18 protein-coding genes and 1 other RNA gene are annotated in these 20,163 nt (G+C 63.5%); 15 read left to right on the top strand and 4 right to left on the bottom strand.

What is annotated here, in order from left to right; translation table 11 throughout:
- Positions 1–346: 346 nt before the first annotated feature.
- The 4 genes from ssrA to ompA form a co-directional block, all read right to left on the bottom strand.
- Positions 347–706: a transfer-messenger RNA gene (gene ssrA, locus CR105_RS25940) on the bottom strand.
- Positions 707–753: 47 nt separating this feature from the next.
- Entirely contained in the window at positions 754–1,458 is a 705-nt protein-coding gene (locus CR105_RS25935; RefSeq protein ID WP_099793672.1) for an HAD family hydrolase, read from the bottom strand.
- 22 nt (positions 1,459–1,480) lie between these two features.
- Positions 1,481–2,176, bottom strand: coding sequence for a bifunctional 2-polyprenyl-6-hydroxyphenol methylase/3-demethylubiquinol 3-O-methyltransferase UbiG (ubiG, locus tag CR105_RS25930; RefSeq protein ID WP_099793670.1), 696 nt, complete (start codon positions 2,174–2,176; stop codon positions 1,481–1,483).
- 117 nt (positions 2,177–2,293) lie between these two features.
- Entirely contained in the window at positions 2,294–3,019 is a 726-nt protein-coding gene (gene ompA / locus CR105_RS25925; RefSeq protein WP_099793668.1) for an outer membrane protein OmpA, read from the bottom strand.
- A 376-nt stretch (positions 3,020–3,395) separates the two neighbouring features.
- Between ompA and gyrA the strand changes: the two genes are divergently transcribed.
- The 15 genes from gyrA to CR105_RS25850 all read left to right on the top strand — a co-directional run bounded on the left by gyrA (position 3,396) and on the right by CR105_RS25850 (position 19,917).
- The gene (gyrA, locus tag CR105_RS25920) at positions 3,396–6,008 is read left to right on the top strand and encodes a DNA gyrase subunit A (protein ID WP_099793666.1); all 2,613 of its coding nucleotides are present in this window, start codon (positions 3,396–3,398) and stop codon (positions 6,006–6,008) included.
- A 58-nt stretch (positions 6,009–6,066) separates the two neighbouring features.
- A complete protein-coding gene (locus CR105_RS25915) occupies positions 6,067–6,606 on the top strand; it encodes a DUF2059 domain-containing protein (protein ID WP_099793664.1) in 540 nt (179 codons plus the stop codon).
- A 22-nt stretch (positions 6,607–6,628) separates the two neighbouring features.
- On the top strand, positions 6,629–7,717 hold the full coding sequence (gene serC, locus CR105_RS25910) for a 3-phosphoserine/phosphohydroxythreonine transaminase (RefSeq protein ID WP_099793662.1): 1,089 nt from the start codon (positions 6,629–6,631) through the stop codon (positions 7,715–7,717).
- A 44-nt stretch (positions 7,718–7,761) separates the two neighbouring features.
- On the top strand, positions 7,762–8,832 hold the full coding sequence (pheA, locus tag CR105_RS25905; RefSeq protein ID WP_099793660.1) for a prephenate dehydratase: 1,071 nt from the start codon (positions 7,762–7,764) through the stop codon (positions 8,830–8,832).
- A gap of 17 nt (positions 8,833–8,849) precedes the next feature.
- A complete protein-coding gene (gene hisC / locus CR105_RS25900; protein WP_099793658.1) occupies positions 8,850–9,956 on the top strand; it encodes a histidinol-phosphate transaminase in 1,107 nt (368 codons plus the stop codon).
- The gene (locus tag CR105_RS25895; RefSeq protein WP_099793656.1) at positions 9,956–10,858 is read left to right on the top strand and encodes a prephenate dehydrogenase; all 903 of its coding nucleotides are present in this window, start codon (positions 9,956–9,958) and stop codon (positions 10,856–10,858) included. Before hisC ends, CR105_RS25895 begins: the two co-directional genes overlap by 1 nt.
- 18 nt (positions 10,859–10,876) lie before the next feature.
- Entirely contained in the window at positions 10,877–12,214 is a 1,338-nt protein-coding gene (aroA, locus tag CR105_RS25890; protein WP_099793654.1) for a 3-phosphoshikimate 1-carboxyvinyltransferase, read from the top strand.
- 99 nt (positions 12,215–12,313) lie between these two features.
- Entirely contained in the window at positions 12,314–12,985 is a 672-nt protein-coding gene (cmk, locus tag CR105_RS25885) for a (d)CMP kinase (RefSeq protein WP_099793651.1), read from the top strand.
- A gap of 240 nt (positions 12,986–13,225) precedes the next feature.
- Entirely contained in the window at positions 13,226–14,908 is a 1,683-nt protein-coding gene (gene rpsA, locus CR105_RS25880) for a 30S ribosomal protein S1 (RefSeq protein WP_099793649.1), read from the top strand.
- A 17-nt stretch (positions 14,909–14,925) separates the two neighbouring features.
- Positions 14,926–15,231: an integration host factor subunit beta gene (locus CR105_RS25875; RefSeq protein ID WP_099793647.1), complete on the top strand. Its 306-nt coding sequence runs from the start codon at positions 14,926–14,928 to the stop codon at positions 15,229–15,231.
- A gap of 300 nt (positions 15,232–15,531) precedes the next feature.
- Positions 15,532–15,834, top strand: coding sequence for a LapA family protein (locus tag CR105_RS25870; RefSeq protein ID WP_099793645.1), 303 nt, complete (start codon positions 15,532–15,534; stop codon positions 15,832–15,834).
- A gap of 33 nt (positions 15,835–15,867) precedes the next feature.
- Positions 15,868–17,043 (top strand): lipopolysaccharide assembly protein LapB, encoded by a 1,176-nt coding sequence (gene lapB / locus CR105_RS25865; RefSeq protein WP_099793643.1) that lies wholly within the window; start codon positions 15,868–15,870, stop codon positions 17,041–17,043.
- An 18-nt stretch (positions 17,044–17,061) separates the two neighbouring features.
- Positions 17,062–18,429 (top strand): UDP-glucose dehydrogenase family protein, encoded by a 1,368-nt coding sequence (locus tag CR105_RS25860; RefSeq protein ID WP_099793640.1) that lies wholly within the window; start codon positions 17,062–17,064, stop codon positions 18,427–18,429.
- A gap of 3 nt (positions 18,430–18,432) precedes the next feature.
- Positions 18,433–19,416: a D-glycero-beta-D-manno-heptose-7-phosphate kinase gene (rfaE1, locus tag CR105_RS25855; RefSeq protein ID WP_099793638.1), complete on the top strand. Its 984-nt coding sequence runs from the start codon at positions 18,433–18,435 to the stop codon at positions 19,414–19,416.
- Positions 19,417–19,530: 114 nt separating this feature from the next.
- The gene (locus CR105_RS25850; protein WP_099793636.1) at positions 19,531–19,917 is read left to right on the top strand and encodes a ComEA family DNA-binding protein; all 387 of its coding nucleotides are present in this window, start codon (positions 19,531–19,533) and stop codon (positions 19,915–19,917) included.
- The last annotated feature ends 246 nt before the right edge of the window (positions 19,918–20,163 follow it).

The following is a 20,163-nucleotide window of genomic DNA, read 5'->3' as shown; positions in this document are numbered from 1 at the left end:
TCGCCTGCGGCGATTTTTAGGAAGGGAGTGGAGACGAAGGCAAGAAATCGCTTGCGCGATTTCCCTCTAGTCAGGCGAATCGGAGAGGCTTGCTCCGCAAAGGAGGTCTGCCTTGCAAGGCCGAACCGTTACGCAGGCGGGCGGCATGCCGCCCGAATTCCCTGCTTCACCGCTTGCAAGCGCAAGCCGGATTTGCGGCGGGGAGCAGTGCTCCCCGAATTCCCGCAAATCCCCCGCGGACGGGTTTTGCGAAGCAAAACCGCACCGAAGGGGCTCCTGGGGACAACCCGCCGTCTGGGGCGCCGGCGAAAAAAAACCGCCCACCGGGCGGTTTTTTAGGATGCTATGGTGGAGACGGCGGGAATCGAACCCGCGTCCGAAAGCACTCTACAGACAGTTCTACATACTTAGCACTGCCATTTAATTTAACCGGTACAACGCGGACGTGCACGCTGTGTACAAGCGAGTTACCTATTATTTAGTCCAATACTAAGTAACCCAGTATCAGACGAGTCCCTGTAAATGACTCTAGAGCTTTTGACGGCCCACCCCAGGGACGAGGTGTTCTAGAGCTAGCAGCAATTAAGCTGCGAGTGCGTACGAGTTATCGTTTGCAGTTAAGTTTTTCAGGTTGTATTTACGAGGTAGCCCGCCCTCGGTATGCCCTGCGCTGCTTTGTAACCCCCGTCGAAGCCAGGTCGTCCCCACAGAATCTGCATTGTAACGCAATCCGCGCGCCAGTGCTGCACCGCTTCACGCCAGTAGAACAGACCCGCTCGCCACGCCGCTGAACGACCTCACCACGTCGAGCAAGTCGCCTGGCGTGTCGAGCAACAGGTCGGCGCCCCAGCCAGTCGGCTCGTGCGCGCCGCAGTAGCCCCACGCGCACGCCACCGTCACCATGCCGGCCGCGCGCCCCGCTTCGATGTCGCGCAGGTCGTCACCGACATACCAGCAGTGTTCGGCGGCAATGCCGAGCCGGCGCGCGCCTTCCAGCAGCGGCGCCGGATGCGGCTTCGCGTGGCCGGTCGTGTCGCCCGAGACGATGCAGCCGGCGTGCGTCAGCCCGATCTGCGGAATCAACGGATCGGTGAAACGCGCCGGCTTGTTGGTGACGATGCCCCACGCCATGCCGGCCGCGGTGATGGCGGCCAGCAGTTCGGGGACGCCGCCAAACAGCGTGCTGTGCACCGCCATCGCCGACTGGTAACGGTCGAACCATTGAACCCGCAACTCCTCGTAGCCGTCGTCGGCCGGGCTCAGCCCGAAGGCGGCGCCGATCATGCCGCGCGCGCCGGCCGACGCCGTCGGGCGAAGCACGGAGTACGGCGTCGGCGCCAGCCCGCGTTCGGTGCGCAGGAAATTGACCGCCGCGGCAAGGTCGGGCGCGGTATCGGCCAAGGTACCGTCAAGGTCGAACAGGATGGCACGCGGTGCCGGCAAGGTAGTAGCGGTCATGAAGTCTTGGAAAAAGTGGGCGTCAGAGCGGACGGCTGCACGCCACCATGTAGTTGACACTGGTGTCGCTGTTGAGTGAGTACATCTTGGTCAGCGGGTTGTAGCCGAGCCCCTTCAGCGCGTCAAGCTGCAGCCCGGCCTGGCGGACGAACGCCGACAGCTCGGCCGGCGTGATGAACTTGCCGTAGTCATGGGTGCCCTTCGGCAGCATGCGCAGCAAATACTCGGCGCCCACTACCGCGTACAGATACGATTTCGGATTGCGGTTCAGGGTCGAGAAAAACACGTGGCCGCCCGGCTTGACCAGGGCCGCCGCGGCGCGCACGATCGAGGCCGGATCGGGCACGTGCTCGAGCATCTCCATGCAGGTGACGACGTCGTACTGGCCCGCTTCCTGCACCGCCATCTGCTCGGCGGCAATCAGTTGGTAGCGCACCTGCACGCCCGATTCGAGGCTGTGCAGGTCGGCCACTTTCAGCGCCTTTTCCGACAGGTCGATGCCGGTGACGTCGGCGCCCTTGCGCGCCATCGATTCGGCCAGGATGCCGCCGCCGCAGCCGATGTCGATGACCTTGCGGCCAGTCAGCAGCGCGCGCGCGTTGATCCATTCAAGGCGCAGCGGATTGATGTCGTGCAGCGGACGGAACTCGGATGTGGGATCCCACCAGCGGTGGGCAAGGTCACTGAATTTCTGGATTTCGTGCGGGTCGGCGTTCATAGGCGGAATAATAGCGGGAAAAATGGCACAAGGGCGGACGCGAGCGTAAATAATGCCGACATAAAAAAACCCCGCCGGAGCGGGGTTCTTTAGATGCGGGCGGCAAGCCGCGCGAACTTACTTGGTGCGGGTACCGACGACTTCGATTTCGACGCGACGGTTCTTGGCACGGCCAGCGCTGCTCTTGTTGTCAGCAACAGGCTGCTTCTCGCCCTTGCCTTCGGTGTAGACGCGGTTCGCTTCGATGCCTTTCGCCTGCAGGTAGGCCTTGACGGCTTCGGCGCGGCGGATCGACAGCTTCTGGTTGTATGCATCGGTGCCGATCGAGTCGGTGTGGCCAACGGCAATGATGACTTCCAGGTTGATGCCTTGCAGCTTCGAGCTCAGGTCGTCCAGGCTGGCTTTGCCGGCTGGCTTCAGGACCGACTTGTCGAAGTCGAAGAACGCATCAGCCGAGTAGCTCACTTTTTCCGACGTGACCACCGGTGCTGCTGGCGCCGGTGCTGGCGCTGGCGCTGGTGCAGCAGGAGGCGGCGCCATCACTACTGGAGCTGGAGCGACGCACTTGCCGTTAACCAGGGTTTCTGGCGCAACGCAAAGCGGCAGGTCGCAACCTGGCACCGCATCGGCTGGGGTCCAGTACCCGGTACGCCAGCACAGGCCGAACGGGTTGCGCACGATGATGCCGCGGGCGTCCTGCACGTAGGCGCTGTATGGCGAATTCGCCTTGATGTCGGTCGTCAGCGGTGCATACGGTGGCGCTGTCGGTGCCGTGCTCTGTGCAAAAGCGTTGCCAGCGATCGCTGCGGAAGCTGCGAGGACGAAGGTTGCTAATTTATTCATATTGTGTCTTCCTTTCGGGGGTGATATCCGCAGCAAAAACTGCGCAACTTGGCGTGCATGGACAGAATAGTAACACTCCGACTCCTGCTTGTCCTGTTCCCGGATTGCGAAACAGGCAACGACTCCATATCATTTTGCCACACCAGACGAGATAGGGCGACGCTGCGCAAATCAAACCAGGATCATTCTGAAATTGACGTTGTTTTCGTGCAACATATTGGTGCATCCCATGCACCATCCTTGACATTGCCCAAAGGTCGCCGCTTTTTGCGTGGCTGGCAGAATGGCAGAATGGGCGAATTGCGCTGCTGCTATATCGCCCGTGGTAAAATCGCCCGCTTGTAACATAACCATAGCCTGAGACCACCGCCCGCCAATGGATCAATTCGCAAAAGAAACAATCCCAATTTCCCTCGAAGAAGAGATGCGCAAGAGCTATCTCGATTACGCGATGAGCGTGATCGTCGGCCGCGCGTTGCCGGATGTGCGCGATGGCCTCAAGCCAGTGCACCGCCGGGTGTTGTTCGCGATGCATGAAATGAACAACGTCTACAACCGCCCGTACGTCAAGTGCGCGCGCGTGGTCGGCGAAACCATGGGTAAGTACCACCCGCACGGCGACGCCTCGATCTACGATACGCTGGTGCGCATGGCGCAGGATTTTTCGCTGCGGTACACATTAGTGGACGGACAGGGCAACTTCGGCTCGGTCGACGGCGACAGTGCCGCGGCGATGCGTTATACCGAGTGCCGGCTTGACAAGATTGCCAGCGAGATCCTGGCCGACATCGACAAGGACACGGTCGACTTCCAGCCTAACTACGACGGCAAGGAAAAAGAGCCGACGGTATTGCCGACGCGTATACCGAACCTGCTGATCAACGGCTCGTCCGGCATCGCGGTCGGCATGGCGACCAACATCCCGCCGCACAACCTGACCGAAATCATCAACGGCGCGCTGCACGTGCTGCGCAATCCCGACTGCACCATCGACGAACTGATCGAGCTGATCCCGGCGCCGGACTTCCCGACCGCCGGCATCATCTACGGCGTCTCCGGCGTGCGCGACGGCTACCGCACCGGCCGTGGCCGCGTCGTGATGCGCGCCAAGACCCACTTCGAGGAATACGGCAAGGACGGCGGGCGCATCGCCATCATCGTCGACGAGCTGCCTTACCAGGTCAACAAGAAGTCGCTGCTCGAGCGCATCGCCGAGAACGTGCGCGACAAGAAGCTCGAAGGCATTTCCGACATCCGCGACGAGTCCGACAAGTCGGGCATGCGCGTGGTCATCGAACTGAAGCGCGGCGAAGTACCGGAAGTGGTGCTCAACAACCTGTATAAGCAGACCCAGCTGCAAGACACCTTCGGCATGAACATGGTGGCGCTGGTCAACGGCCAGCCGAAGCTGCTGAACCTGAAGCAGATGCTGTTCTACTTCCTGGCGCACCGCCGCGAAGTGGTCACGCGCCGCACCGTGTTCGAACTGCGCAAGGCGCGCGAACGCGGCCACATGCTCGAAGGCCTGGCCGTCGCGCTGGCCAACATCGATGACTTCATCGCCATCATCAAGGCCGCGCCGACGCCGCCGGTCGCCAAGACCGAACTGATGCAGCGCGGCTGGGATTCGTCGCTGGTGCGCGAAATGCTCACCCGCACCGCCGAAGGCGCCACCGTAGGCGGCATCGAGGCATTCCGCCCGGAACACCTGCCGAAGCACTACGGCATGCAGGCCGATGGCCTGTACAAGCTGTCCGACGAGCAGGCCCAAGAAATTCTGCAGATGCGCTTGCAGCGCCTGACCGGCCTCGAGCAGGACAAGATCGTCAACGAGTACAAAGACATCATGTCGCACATCGCCGACCTGCTCGACATTCTGTCCAAGCCGGAGCGCGTCACCGTCATCATCACCGACGAAATGACGGCCGTGATGACCGAGTACGGCGCCAAGGATGCGCGCCGCTCGCACATCGAATTGAACCCGACCGACCTCGAAACGGAAGACCTGATCACGCCGCAGGACATGGTGGTGACCTTGTCGCACACCGGCTACATGAAGTCGCAGCCGATCGCCGAGTACCGCGCGCAAAAGCGCGGCGGGCGCGGCAAGCAGGCGATGGCGACCAAGGAAGAGGACTGGATCGACCAGCTGTTCATCGCCAACACGCACGACTACATGCTGTGCTTCTCGAACCGCGGCCGCATGTACTGGCTGAAGGTGTGGGAGGTGCCGCAAGGCTCGCGCAATTCGCGCGGTAAGCCGATCGTCAACATGTTCCCGCTGCAGGACAACGAGAAGATCACCGTGATCCTGCCGCTGTCGGGCGAGAACCGCACCTTCCCTGAAGACCACTACGTCTTCATGGCGACCAGCCTCGGTACCGTCAAGAAGACGCCGCTGAAGGACTTCAGCAATCCGCGCAAGGCCGGCATCATCGCGGTCGACCTCGACGATGGCGACTTCCTGATCGGCGCCGCGCTGACCGACGGCGAGCACGACGTCATGCTGTTCGCCGACTCCGGCAAGGCAGTGCGCTTCGACGAGAACGACGTGCGTCCGATGGGCCGTACCGCGCGCGGCGTGCGCGGCATGAACCTCGAAGAGGGCCAGCACGTCATCGCCTTGCTGGTGGCCGAGAACGAGACGCAGTCGGTGCTGACGGCAACCGAGAACGGCTTTGGCAAGCGCACGCCGATCACCGAGTACACCCGCCACGGCCGCGGCACCAAGGGCATGATCGCGATCCAGACCAGCGAGCGCAATGGCAAGGTGGTCGCCGCCACGCTGGTCGAAGTCACCGACGAGATCATGCTGATCACCACTGGCGGCGTGCTGATTCGCACCCGCGTGTCGGAGATCCGCGAGATGGGCCGCGCCACGCAAGGCGTGACCCTGATCGCCGTCGAAAACGGCACCAAGCTGTCCGGCCTGCAGCGCATCGTCGAGACCGACCTGGAAGATCCGGACCTCGAGCAGGCGCCGGAGTAGGTCGCATTGGGGAGGGCTTGGCTCTCCCCATTTTTTTATCCTCTCACCGAGCATACCCATGAAGAAAATCGTACTTGCCGCCTGCCTCGCCGTATCGTTCGCTGCCCCTTCCGCCTGGGCGCAAAGCGCGCCGGCCGTCAGTGCCGAAACCACCGCCGCGGTCAAGGATCTGCTCGACGCCATGCACTACCGCGACACCATGCGCCAGACCATCGGCCAGATGCAGAAGAATATGCCGGCCATCATGCTGCAAGGCACGGCCGCCTCGATCAACAACAACAAGACGATGACCGACGCGCAGAAGACCGAAGCGATGGCCAAGGCCAACCGCGACATTCCCAAGGCAACTGCCGCGGTGGACGCGATTTTCAACGACCCGGGCCTGATGGATGATCTGGTTGCCGAATTCATTCCGCTGTATGCGCGCCATTTCAGCACCGCCGAATTGCGCCAGATGGCCGCCTTCTATCGCACTCCGACCGGCTCGAAGATGATCAAGCTGATGCCGCAGATCGCCGGCGAGTCGATGCAGGTCAGCCAGAAGGTGATGGGGCCGCGCTTGAACGCGGCAATCGAAAAAGTGGTAAAAGCGAAGTAAGCCAATCATCTTAGGAAGCGCCGTGACCCACATCTACAATTTTTCCGCCGGTCCCGCAGTCCTTCCGCAAGAAGTGCTCAAGCAGGCCGCCGCCGAGATGCTCGACTGGCACGGCAGCGGCATGTCGGTCATGGAGATGAGCCACCGCGGTCCCGAATTCATCTCGATCTACCGCCAGGCGGTGGCCGACCTGCGCGAACTGCTGGCCATCCCCGCCAACTACCAGGTGCTGTTCCTGCAGGGCGGCGGCCTTGGCGAAAACGCCATCGTGCCGATGAACCTGCTGGGCCGCTGCGCCCAGCCGGCCACCATCGATTTCGTTCTCAGCGGCTCCTGGTCCGGCAAGTCGATCAAGGAAGCGGCGCGCTACGCCAGCGTCAACGTCGCCGCCAGGCCGGCTGGCGACGCCTTCACCAGCGTGCCGCCGCAAGAGTCGTGGCAGCTGACACCGGGCGCCGCCTACCTGCACATCTGCACCAACGAAACCATCGACGGCGTCGAATACAACTTCGTGCCTACCGTGCAGGGCGACACGCCGCTGGTGGCCGACATGTCGTCGCACATCCTGTCGCGCCAAATCGACGTGTCGAAGTACGGCGTCATCTTCGCCGGCGCGCAAAAGAACATCGGCCCGGCCGGCCTGACCCTGGTGATCGTGCGCGACGACCTGCTCGGCCACGCGTTGCCGATCTGCCCGTCCGCGTTCGACTGGAAAATCGTCGCCGACAACGAATCGATGTACAACACGCCGCCGACCTACGCCATCTACATCGCCGGCCTGGTGTTCGCTCACCTAAAGCGCCAGGGCGGCGTCGCCGCCATGGAGCAGCGCAATATCGACAAGGCGCGCCTGCTGTACGCCGCGCTCGACTTCGACGATTTTTACGCCAACCGGGTGGCGCCGGAAAACCGCTCGCGCATGAACGTGCCGTTCTTCCTGCGCGACGAATCACTCAACGAAACATTCCTGGCCGGCGCAAAAGCGCGCGGCCTGCTGCAACTGAAGGGCCACAAGTCCGTAGGCGGTATGCGCGCATCGATCTACAACGCGATGCCGACCGAGGGCGTGCAAGCCCTGGTCGATTATTTGAACGAGTTTGCTGGGCGATAGTAAATTGCCGGCCCGGCTCCGATCGAACCAAATGTAAGCAGACCATGACAGACAAACTCACTCCCTTGCGCGTGCAGATCGATGCAATCGACGCGCAACTTCTCGACCTGCTGAACCAGCGCGCCCGCCTGGCGCAGGAAGTCGGCCACGTCAAGGCCGAAACCTTGGCGCCGGTGTTTCGCCCCGAACGCGAGGCGCAGGTGCTGCGCGGCGTGGCCGAGCGCAATCCCGGCCCGCTCAAAAACGCCGACGTGCAAACCATCTTCCGCGAGATCATGTCGGCCTGCCGCTCGCTCGAGAAGCGCGTCACCGTCGCCTACCTGGGGCCGGCCGGCACCTTCAGCGAGCAGGCCGTGTACCAGCAGTTCGGCGGCGCCGTCGACGGCCTGCCGTGCGTGTCGATCGACGAGGTGTTCCGCGCTACCGAGGCGGGCACCGCCGACTTCGGCGTCGTCCCGGTCGAAAATTCGTCCGAGGGCGCGATCAACCGCACGCTCGACCTGATGCTCGCCACCACCACCATCATCAGCGGCGAAGTATCGATCCCGGTTCATCACAGCCTGATGACGAAGACCGGCTCGATGGACGGCGTGACTGTGGTCTGCGCCCACTCGCAGGCGCTGGCGCAGTGCCAGGTCTGGCTCAACCAGCACTATCCGAACGTCGAGCGGCGCGCGGTGGCCTCGAACGCCGAAGCGGCCGTGATGGCCAGCGCCGACCAGGCGATCGCGGCGATCGCCAGCGAGATGGCGGGCGAGCAGTACAAGCTCGGCGTGGTGCAGGCGCACATCCAGGACGACCCGCACAACCGCACCCGCTTTGCCGTCATTGGCCACCTGCAGACCAATCCGTCCGGCGAAGACCAGACTTCGCTGGTGCTGGCGGTGCCGAACAAGGCCGGCGCCGTCTACAACCTGCTGGCGCCCCTGGCCAAGCACGGCGTGTCGATGACCCGCTTCGAATCGCGCCCGGCGCGCATCGGCACCTGGGAATACTACTTTTACGTCGACATCGAAGGCCACGTGTTCGATCCGGCCGTCGCCGCCGCGCTCGAGGAACTGAAAGACAACGCCGCCTTCTTCAAGGTGCTCGGTTCCTATCCGCTCAGCCTCTAACCTTTTTCGAGATATCCATGCCTAATCAATACGGTCCAGAATACGTCCGCGCCATCGCCCCTTACCAGGCCGGCAAACCGATCGCCGAAGTGGCGCGCGAGTTCGGCCTGGACGAAGCCAGCATCGTCAAGCTGGCGTCCAACGAAAACCCGTTCGGCGTGCCCGAGTCGAGCAAGCAGGCGATGGCCGCCGCGGTGGCCGATCTGGGGCGCTACCCGGATGCCAACGGCTTCGAACTGAAGGCGGCGCTGTCGAAACGCTACGACGTGCCGGCCGACTGGATCACGCTTGGCAACGGCAGCAACGACATCCTCGAAATCGCCGCCCACGCGTTCGTGCAGGGCGGCCAGTCGGTGGTGTACTCGCAGTATTCGTTCGCCGTGTACGCGCTTGCCACCCAAGGCGTCGGCGCGCGCGCGATCGTGGTGCCGGCCAAGGCCTACGGCCACGACCTCGATGCGATGGCCGCGGCGATTTGCGACGACACGCGCCTGGTCTTCATCGCCAACCCGAACAACCCGACCGGCACCTTCATCGGCGCGGGCGAGATCGAGGCGTTCCTGCAGCGCGTGCCGGCCCACGTCATCGTCGTGCTCGACGAGGCCTACAACGAATTTCTCGCGCCCGAGCAGCAGTTCGAGTCGGCCGACTGGGTGCGCAAGTACCCGAACCTGATGGTGTCGCGCACCTTTTCGAAAGCCTATGGCCTGGCCGGCCTGCGGGTAGGCTTCGCCATTGCCCAGCCGGCGCTCACCGACCTGATGAACCGCATTCGCCAGCCGTTCAACGTCAACTCGCTGGCGCAGGCGGCGGCCATCGCGGCGCTCAACGACAAGGACTTCCTGGAGCAGGGCGCGAAGAACAACGCCGCCGGCTACCAGCAGTTCGTCGAGGCGTTCGACCAGCTCGGACTCGAATACGTGCCGTCGTACGGTAACTTCGTGCTGGTACGCGTCGGCGACGACGACCAGGCCGGCGCGCGCGTGAACCTGGCGCTGCTCAGGCAGGGCGTGATCGTGCGCCCGGTCGGCAATTACGGCCTGCCGCAGTGGCTGCGCATCTCGATCGGCCTGCCGCAGGAGAACGCCATCTTCCTCGCCGCGCTGAAGAAGGCGCTGGCTTGATGCTCGAGAAGGTCGTCATCTTCGGCGTCGGCCTGATCGGCGGCTCGTTCGCGCTGGCGCTCAAGCGCGCCGGCGCCGCGCGCAGCATCGTCGGCGTCGGCCGCTCGCCCGAGGCGATGGCGCGCGCGCTGGAGCTTGGACTTGTCGACAGCGTCGTCGCCTCGCCGGCCGAGGCGATGCGCGGCGCCGACCTGGTGCTGATCGCCGCGCCGGTCGCCCAGACCGGAGCGATCCTGGCGTCGCTGCTGCCGCACCTGGAAGAGCGCACCGTCATCACCGACGCCGGCAGCACCAAGGCCGACGTCGTCGCCGCCGCGCGCCGCGCGCTCGGCGAGCGCAGCGCGCAGTTCGTGCCTGGCCATCCGATCGCCGGCGCCGAGTCGAACGGGCCGGATGCCGCCGTCGCCAGCCTGTACGTTGGCAAGAAGACCGTGCTCACGCCGCTGGCCGAGAACCCGACCGCCTACGTGGCGCGCGTGGCCGCCGCGTGGGAAGCGTGCGGCGCCATCGTCCACCGCCTCACTCCCGCCGAGCACGACAAGGTGTTCGCCGCGGTCAGCCATTTGCCGCACCTGCTGGCGTTCGCGCTGGTCGACGACATCGCCGGCAAGCCCCATGCCGACCTGCTGTTCCAGTACGCCGCCAGCGGTTTTCGCGACTTCACCCGCATCGCCGCCTCGTCGCCCGAGATGTGGCGCGACATCAGTCTGGCCAACCAGGGCGCGCTGCTCGGTGAGCTGGACGCATATCTGGCACAATTGACCACGATGCGCGCGATGCTGGCCGCCGGCGACGGCGCCGCGCTCGAAGGCGTGTATGCCAATGCCCGCCGCGCGCGCCGCCAGTGGACCGGCGAGATCGAGGCGGCCGAAGCGCCGCCGCCGCGCAACGACGCAGAATAGATTCGAAAGGCTCCACGCATGACGCAGCAAAAATACTATCCCCAGCATCTCGACCTTCATCCGGTGACCCAGGTGGAGGGCACGGTGCGCCTGCCGGGCTCGAAAAGCATCTCGAACCGCACCTTGCTGCTCGCCGCGCTGGCCGGCGGCAGCACCACCATCGTCGACCTGCTGGCCTCCGACGACACCATGGTCATGCTCGGCGCGCTGCATTCGCTCGGCATCAAGTGGGAGCAGATCGACGACAATACCCACATCGTGCATGGCGCCGATGGCGTGCTGCCGGTACACGAGGCGGACCTCTTCATGGGCAATGCCGGCACCGCGATCCGCCCGCTGACGGCGGCGCTGGCGGTGATCGGCGGCGACTACACCTTGCACGGCGTCTCGCGCATGCACGAGCGGCCGATCGGCGACCTGGTCGACGCGCTCAACGCCGTCGGCGCCCAGATCGAATACACCGGCGAAGTCGGTTTTCCGCCGCTGCGCATCCGCCGCGGCCATATCCACGCGCAGCGCATGTCGGTGCGCGGCAACGTCTCGAGCCAGTTCCTGACGGCGCTGCTGATGGCCGCGCCGCTGATGGCGCGCGAGCACCCGGTCAGCATCGACGTCGAGGGCGAGCTGATCTCCAAGCCCTACATCGAGATCACGCTGAACCTGATGCGCCGCTTCGGCGTAACGGTCGAGCAGGACGGCTGGAGCTCGTTTACCGTCGCCGCCGGCCAGCGCTACACCAGCCCGGGCACCATTCACGTCGAAGGCGACGCCTCGACCGCCTCGTACTTTTTGGCCGCCGGCGCGATTGCCGGCGGTTCGGTGCGCGTGCTCGGCGTCGGGCGCAACAGCATCCAGGGCGACGTCCGCTTCGCCGACGCGCTCGAGCAGATGGGCGTGACGATCACCCGCGGCGACAACTGGATCGAAGCGACGTCGAACGGCGTGCTCAAGGCGATCGACGCCGACTTCAACCACATCCCCGACGCCGCGATGACGATTGCGGTGGCGGCGCTGTACGCCGACGGTACCAGCACCTTGCGCAACATCGCCAGCTGGCGCGTCAAGGAGACCGACCGCCTGGCGGCGATGGCGATCGAGCTGCGCAAGCTCGGCGCCACGGTGGAGGAGGGCGCCGACTACATCGCCATCACGCCGCCGGCCGAAGAGATCCACGCCGCCACCATCGACACCTACGACGACCACCGGATGGCGATGTGCTTCTCGCTCGCCTCGCTCGACGGCAAGGCACGGCGCGGCAACGCCATGCGCATCAACGACCCGAAGTGCGTGGCGAAAACCTTCCCCGACTATTTCGAAGCGTTCGCCTCGATCGCCCGCGAAAAAGAGTTGTTCTAAAACCAGGGTCAGACCCGTTTGTTTGACGGCCCGCTGCCCAGTAAACCAAACGAAAAACGGGTCTGACCCCATTTAATTTTACGAATTTATCAAAGAACAATGCCAAACAATCCCGTCCCAGTCATCACCATCGACGGCCCCACCGCGTCCGGCAAGGGCACCGTCGCCCACAAGGTGGCCGACCGCCTCGGCTTTCACTACCTCGATTCGGGCGCGCTGTACCGGCTGGCCGCGTTGTCGGCCCTGCGCCGCGGCGCCGACCTGAACGACGAGCACGCCCTCGCCAAGCTGGCCGAACACCTGCCGGTGCGCTTTGACGGCCCGGTCATCATGCTGGCCAACGAGAACGTCACCGAGGCGATCCGCGCTGAGGAAGTTGGCAACCTGGCCTCGAAAATCGCCGCGCTGCCGGCCGTGCGCCAGGCGCTGTTCGCACTGCAGCTGGGCTTTCGCAAGGCGCCCGGCCTGGTCGCCGACGGGCGCGACATGGGCACCGTGATTTTTCCTCACGCCAAGTTAAAAGTATTCCTCACCGCAAGCACTGAGGCGCGGGCGCAACGGCGGTATAAGCAATTGATTGACAAGGGAATTTCTGCTAATATGGAAGACCTCCTGTCAGATTTGAAAGCGCGCGACGACCGTGATACTCATCGGGCAATCGCACCGCTGGTTCCGGCAGAAGGGGCGCATCTCCTCGATACTTCCAACATGACGGCCGATCAGGCCATTGCGGAAGTCCTGTCGTGGTATGCGCACAGGGCGCCGAAATAGGCGTCCGGCGGGGCGCACCTCATCGATTCTGTCCAATACGTCGGCCAGGATAAGTCTGGCCTGTGAGGAAGTGCAGTGCGGGCGCACCGCGGCAGCAACGTAGTACTAGTGGAGCCTGGCGCGGCAATGGTGCCGTTCTCAGGCGTGGTTCAACCTAACCCAGTTTAAGTCGCATCGTGCGAACTCTGCTGGATAACAAGTGTAAATCCTATGTCTACAGCAACAACTGAAGCAACCGGTATGGAAAGTTTTGCAGCGCTCTTCGAGGAATCGTTGTCGCGTCAAGATATGCGCTCCGGCGAAGTTATTTCCGCTGAAGTCGTGCGCCTCGACCACAATTTCGTGATCGTCAACGCCGGCCTCAAGTCCGAAGCTTTTATTCCTATCGAAGAATTCAAGAACGACCAGGGCGAACTGGAAGTTCAAGTCGGCGATTTCGTTTCCGTAGCGATTGAGTCGCTGGAAAACGGCTTCGGCGACACCATCCTGTCGCGCGACAAGGCCAAGCGCCTGGCGTCGTGGCTGGCACTGGAAAAAGCCATGGAATCGGGCGAGATCGTCGTCGGTACCGTCAATGGCAAAGTCAAGGGCGGCCTGACCGTTCTGACCAACGGCATCCGCGCGTTCCTGCCCGGTTCGCTGGTCGACACCCGTCCTGTCAAGGACACCACCCCGTTCGAAGGCAAGACCCTGGAATTCAAGGTCATCAAGCTCGACCGCAAGCGTAACAACGTCGTCCTGTCGCGCCGCGCCGTCATCGAAGCTTCGATGGGCGAAGAGCGCCAGAAGCTGATGGAAACGCTGAAGGAAGGCACCGTCGTTACCGGTATCGTCAAGAACATCACCGACTACGGCGCCTTCGTCGACCTCGGCGGCATCGATGGCCTGCTGCACATCACCGACCTGGCATGGCGCCGCGTGCGTCACCCGTCGGAAGTGCTGACGGTTGGCCAGGAAATCACTGCCAAGGTCCTCAAGTACGATCAGGAAAAGAACCGCGTCTCGCTGGGTGTCAAGCAGCTCGGCGACGATCCTTGGACCGGTCTGTCCCGTCGTTACCCGCAAGGCACCCGCCTGTTCGGTAAAGTCACGAACCTCACCGACTACGGCGCCTTCGTCGAAGTCGAGCAGGGCATCGAAGGCCTGGTCCACGTTTCCGAAATGGACTGGACCAACAAGAACGTCGCTCCTAACAAGGTCGTCCAGCTGGGCGACGAAGTAGAAGTGATGGTCCTGGAAATCGATGAAGAGCGTCGCCGTATTTCGCTGGGCATGAAGCAGTGCAAAGCGAATCCATGGGATGACTTCGGCGTGACCCACAAGAAGGGTGACAAAGTCCGCGGCGCCATCAAGTCGATCACCGACTTCGGCGTGTTCATCGGCCTGGCCGGCAACATCGACGGCCTGGTGCACCTGTCCGACCTGTCGTGGACCGAGACTGGCGAAGAGGCCGTGCGCCGCTTCAAGAAGGGTGACGAACTCGAAGCCATCGTGCTGGCAATCGACGTTGAGCGCGAGCGTGTTTCGCTGGGCGTCAAGCAGCTCGAAGGCGACCCGTTCAACAACTTCGCGGCAATGAACGACAAAGGCTCCCTGGTAACGGGTACGGTCAAGTCGGTCGAGCCTAAGGGCGCTGTCATCGGCCTGTCCGAAGAAGTCGAAGGCTACCTGCGTGCTTCCGAAATCTCGCGCGACCGCGTTGAAGATGCCGGTACCCATCTGAAGGTTGGCGATTCGGTCGAAGCACTGGTGATCAACATTGACCGCAAGGCTCGCAGCATCCAGCTGTCGATCAAGGCGAAAGACAATGTCGAGACCCAGGAAGCGATGCAGAAGATGGCGACGTCGTCCGACAACAACGCAGCATCGGGCACCACCAGCCTGGGCGCGCTGTTGAAAGCCAAGTTCGATAACAAGAACTAAGTTCTCGTCAATCGCAGATGACAAAGTCCGAACTCATCAACCGTCTGGCTGAGCGCTACTCTCAGCTGGTGGCCAAGGATGCGGAGTACGCTGTCAAGACCATTCTTGATGCGATGACCAATGCTTTATCGACTGGTCAGCGCATCGAGATCCGTGGTTTCGGCAGTTTCGCCCTCAATAGCAGGCCACCGCGGATTGGGCGCAACCCGAAGTCGGGCGACAAGGTGATGGTTCCCGAAAAACGGGTGCCGCACTTCAAGCCTGGCAAACAGTTGCGCGAGCGGGTAGACGCGACGGTCGGGCAGCCGATCATCGAAGACTAAGTCGTCTGGCGGCAAAGCATGCAAAGAACGGCGTCCCTGGATGCCGTTTTTTTTCGTTTGGCGCCGCCGAGTGTTGAATAGTATGCCGTTGCCGCTAACCTTAAAACCGTGGTGCCCGCCATTGGCGGACCCGACTTCCCGCGCAGGCGGGAACCCCTGCTGAGCTAGCATTACCTTTCTGCACGCTCAGTATAGGTACCCGCCTTCGCGGGTACGACGTTAGTTGGTGATCCGGTTTCTTTGAATAATCCCCATGTTGTGCGACACTTCGCACTTCGACTCAACAGAAGGACCTGGCTGATGAAATTTGTATCCACCATCGTTGGATTGGTTCTGTTTATTTTGTTTTTCGGCTTCGCGCTGAAGAACACCCAGGAAGTCGACCTGCACTTTTTCCTCAATTACGAATTGCGCGGCCCGCTGGTGTTGATGCTGCTGGCGTTCTTTGTCGCCGGCGCCGCCCTTGGCATCCTCGCCGTCACCCCGACCGTGTTCCGCCAGCGGCGCGAGCGCACCCGCGCCGAAGACAAGATCCAGGCGCTGCAAAGCGGCGGCGCGGTGCAGCCGGCGCCGGACGGCGCCACCCCGGGCGCGCAGCGCTAAGCGCGGCCTCCATTACACAACAAAAAGAACCGCATGGAATTTGAACTCTGGTGGCTGCTCGGCATCCCCGTTTTTTTCGCCCTCGGCTGGATTGCCGCGCGGGTCGACATCAAGCAATTGCTCGACGAGTCGCGCAGCCTGCCGCGCGGCTACTTCAAGGGCCTGAACTTCCTCCTCAACGAGCAGCCCGACAAGGCGATCGACGCCTTCATCGAGATCGTCAAGCTCGACCCGGAAACGGCCGATATGCACTTCGCGCTGGGCAACCTGTTCCGCCGCCGCGGCGAGATCGAGCGCGCCATCCGCGTCCACCAGAACCTGCTCGCGCGCCCCGACCTGCCGCTCGAGCAGCAGGAGCACGCCCAGTATGAGCTTGGCATGGATTACCTGAAAGCGGGCCTGCTGGACCGCTCGGAAGAAACCTTCAACCTGCTGCTCGAGAGCAGCTACGGCGTGCAGGCGCGCCGGGCGCTGCTGGAAATTTTCCAACGCGAAAAAGAATGGCGCCGCGCGATCGAGGCCGCGCGCGGCCTGCAGGACTCCGGCGCCGGCGCGCGTCAGAAGGAAATCGCGCAGTTCTATTGCGAGCTGGCGCAAGATGCGCTGGTGCACATGCAGGTGACCGAAGCGGTGGCGCTGCTCGACAAGGCGCTGCACGCCGACCGCAAGAACGTGCGCGCCACCATGCTGCTGGGCGACGCCCAGCTGGCCGAAGGCGACGTCGAAGGCGCCCTGATGACCTGGCGCCGGGTCGAGCAGCAAAGCGTGCCGCACGTGGCGCTGGTCGCCGCCCGCCTGATGGATGGCTACAAGAAAGTCGGCCGCGCCCAGGAAGGCGTCAACCTGTTGCGCTCCTACCTCGCTGAAGCGTCTTCCATTGATCTGATCGAGGTAGTGTTCAAGGCCGTCATCGAACTCGACGGCGTGGAAGCGGCCAAACAACTGGTGGTCGAAGAGCTGCGCCGCAACCCGACCTTGCTGGGCCTGGACAAGCTGCTCGAAGCGCGCATGATGGACGCGCCGGCGGCAATCTGGGAAGAGTTGTCGATGGTGAAGAACCTGGTGCACGGCTACACCCAGAAGCTGGCGCGCTACCAGTGCAGCCAGTGCGGCTTCAAGGCGCGCCAGTTCTACTGGCAGTGCCCCGGTTGCAGCCGCTGGGAGACCTACCCGCCGCGCCGCACCGAAGAACTCAATGTCATGAACTGACCATTTGCGAACAGACCAATGAAAATTACAATAATCGGCACCGGCTATGTGGGACTGGTGACCGGCGCCTGCCTGGCTGAACTGGGCAACGACGTGTTCTGCCTCGACCTCGACGAAAACAAGATCGCCTTGCTCAACAGCGGCGGCATCCCCATCCATGAGCCGGGCCTGGAAGAAGTGGTGGCGCGCAATGTCGCCGCCGGTCGCCTGCACTTTTCCACCGACGTTGGCGCCAGCGTCGCCCACGGCGTGCTGCAGTTCATCGCCGTCGGCACCCCGCCCGACGAAGACGGCTCGGCCGACCTGCAGTACGTGCTGGCGGCGGCGCGCAACATCGGCCGCCACATGACCGGCTTCAAGGTCATCGTCGACAAGTCGACCGTGCCGGTCGGTACCGCCGACCGCGTCAGCGCGGCGGTGCGCGAAGAAATCGCCGCCAGCGGCGCCACCGCCTCGTTCTCGGTGGTGTCGAACCCCGAGTTCCTCAAGGAAGGCGCGGCCGTCGACGACTTCATGCGGCCGGACCGCATCGTCCTTGGCCACGACGGCTCGGCCGAAGGCTTGCGCGCGCGCGACCTGATGAAGAACCTGTACAAGCCGTTCAACCGCAACCACGAGCGCACCTTCTGGATGGATGTGCGCTCGGCCGAATTCACCAAGTACGCCGCCAACGCCATGCTGGCCACCCGCATCTCGTTCATGAACGAACTGGCCAACCTGGCCGACAAGGTCGGCGTCGACATCGAGGCGGTGCGCCACGGCATCGGCTCGGACCCGCGCATCGGCCACAGCTTCCTGTACGCCGGCGCCGGCTACGGCGGCTCGTGCTTTCCGAAGGACGTCCAGGCGCTCGAGCGCACCGCGTGCCAGTTCGACCAGGAGTTGCTGATCCTGCGCGCGGTGGAGGCGGTCAACGACCGCCAGAAGCTGGTGCTCGGGCGCAAGGTGGTGGCCAGCTTCGGCGAGGATCTGGCCGGCCGCCACTTCGCCGTGTGGGGCTTGGCGTTCAAGCCGAATACCGACGACATGCGCGAGGCGCCGGCGCGCGTGCTGCTGCGCGAACTGATCGACCGCGGCGCCACCGTCGCCGTCTACGACCCGGTGGCGATGGCGGAGGCGAAGCGCGTGCTCTCGCTCGACTTCAACGCCGCCGAACTGGCGCGCATCGAGTTTGCCGCCAGTTCGATGGGCGCGCTCGAGCAGGCCGACGCGCTGATCATCGTCACCGAATGGAAGGCGTTTCGCAGTCCCGATTTCGACCAGATCAAGGCGCGCCTGAAGCAGGCCATCGTGTTCGATGGCCGCAACCTGTTTGAGCCGGAGCAGATGGCCGCCAACGGCATCGAATACCACGGCATTGGCCGTTCCGTACTGACCCGCAGGTAAGCCATGAACGATACCGTCCCCAGCCGCCTCCTGACCCCGGACAGCAATCCGGGCATCGTGCCGCCCAGCCTAGCCGACGTGCGCATCCTGGTGGTCGGCGACGTCATGCTCGACCGCTACTGGTTTGGCGACGTCAGCCGCATCTCGCCGGAAGCGCCGGTGCCGGTGGTGCGCATTGAGCGGCGCGAGGAGCGCCTCGGCGGCGCCGCCAACGTCGCGCGCAACGTCGCTTCGCTCGGCGCCCATTGCGGCCTGCTCGGCGTGGTCGGCGCCGACGAGGCCGGCGCGCAGGTCGAGCAGTTGCTGGGCGAGTCGAGCATCCACAGCTACCTCAAGCGCGACGAGGCGATCTCGACCATCATCAAGCTGCGCGTGATCGGGCGCCAGCAGCAGTTGCTGCGCATCGACTTCGAGGACGCGCCGTCCGACACCGTGCTGCGCGACAAGCTGACCCAGTTCAACGGCGTGCTGGCCGGCTACGACGTCATCGTGCTGTCGGACTACAACAAGGGCAGCCTGGTCAACGTGGCCGAGATGATCGGCGCCGCGCGCGCCGCCGGCAAGGTCGTGATGGTCGATCCGAAAGGCGACGATTTTTCGCCGTACGCCGGCGCCACCATGCTGACACCCAACAAGTCCGAATTGAAGCGCATCGTCGGCAGCTGGAACAGCGAACAGCAGCTGACCGACAAGGCGCAGTCGCTGCGATCGCAGCTGGGCCTCGACGCCTTGCTGCTGACGCGCTCGGAAGAGGGCATGAGCCTCTACAGCGCGACTGAAGTGCTGCACATGCACGCGGCCGCGCGCGAAGTGTTCGACGTCTCCGGCGCCGGCGACACGGTGATCGCCACCATGGCGGCGATGCTGGGGGCCGGCATGCCGATGGCCGACGCGCTGATCACCGCCAACCGCGCCGGCGGCATCGTCGTCGGCAAGCTCGGCACGGCGACGGTGACGCGCGAGGAATTGTTCGGCAAAGGCGCCTGAGCAGCTTGCGCTCGCTCAATAGACAAGCGTCAACCGTAGCCCACCAGGCGGGCGTTAAGTATCGCAGGGCGGCGACCGCTGCCCGCGATTCCTAACAATAACGGAGAGTACGACATGATCAAGAAACTGATGCTCGCAGTCGCTGCGATGGTTGCCACGATGGGTTTTGCGTTTGCCCAGGTCGACGTCAACAAGGCGGACGCTGCCGCGCTGGACAGCATCAAGGGCGTGGGCCCGAAGATGTCGAAAGTCATCCTCGAAGAGCGCACCAAGGGTGGCGATTTCAAGGACTGGGCTGACTTCGAGAAGCGCGTCAAGGGCGTGGGTCCGAAGAACGCGATGAAGATGTCGAGCGCCGGCCTGATGGTCTCCGGCAAATCGATGGATGGCGCCGCTGTGGCGCCGGCCAAAGGCAAGATGCCCGAAGCCAAGCCAGCTGACGTGAAGGGCAAGGCCGACGTCAAGACGGCCAAGCCGGCCGCGGCAGCCGCAAAGTCCTGATCCAGCTGGTTGTAGCAGAGCCCCGCCCGAAGCGGGGTTTTTTTTACGCCCGTCACTTCCCAACAAAGCTGGGGTCAGGTCTGACATTCGGACAAATTGCTGGGGTCAGGTCTGACATCCGATGGTTGTCAAGCTAGTTGTCGTGTCAGCAGCCGCTAAGCCGCCTTTTTAAACGCTGGCATATTCGACGCCGGCATTGTTGCTTCGTTGATCGACACGTCAGGATTGAGGTGTACTTCTTTGACC

It is taken from the genome of Massilia eurypsychrophila (assembly GCF_002760655.1).
Lineage (GTDB): Bacteria > Pseudomonadota > Gammaproteobacteria > Burkholderiales > Burkholderiaceae_D > JAFCUW01.
Note: the sequence above shows the minus strand (reverse complement) of the source record. Positions and strands in the feature narration are given on the sequence as shown.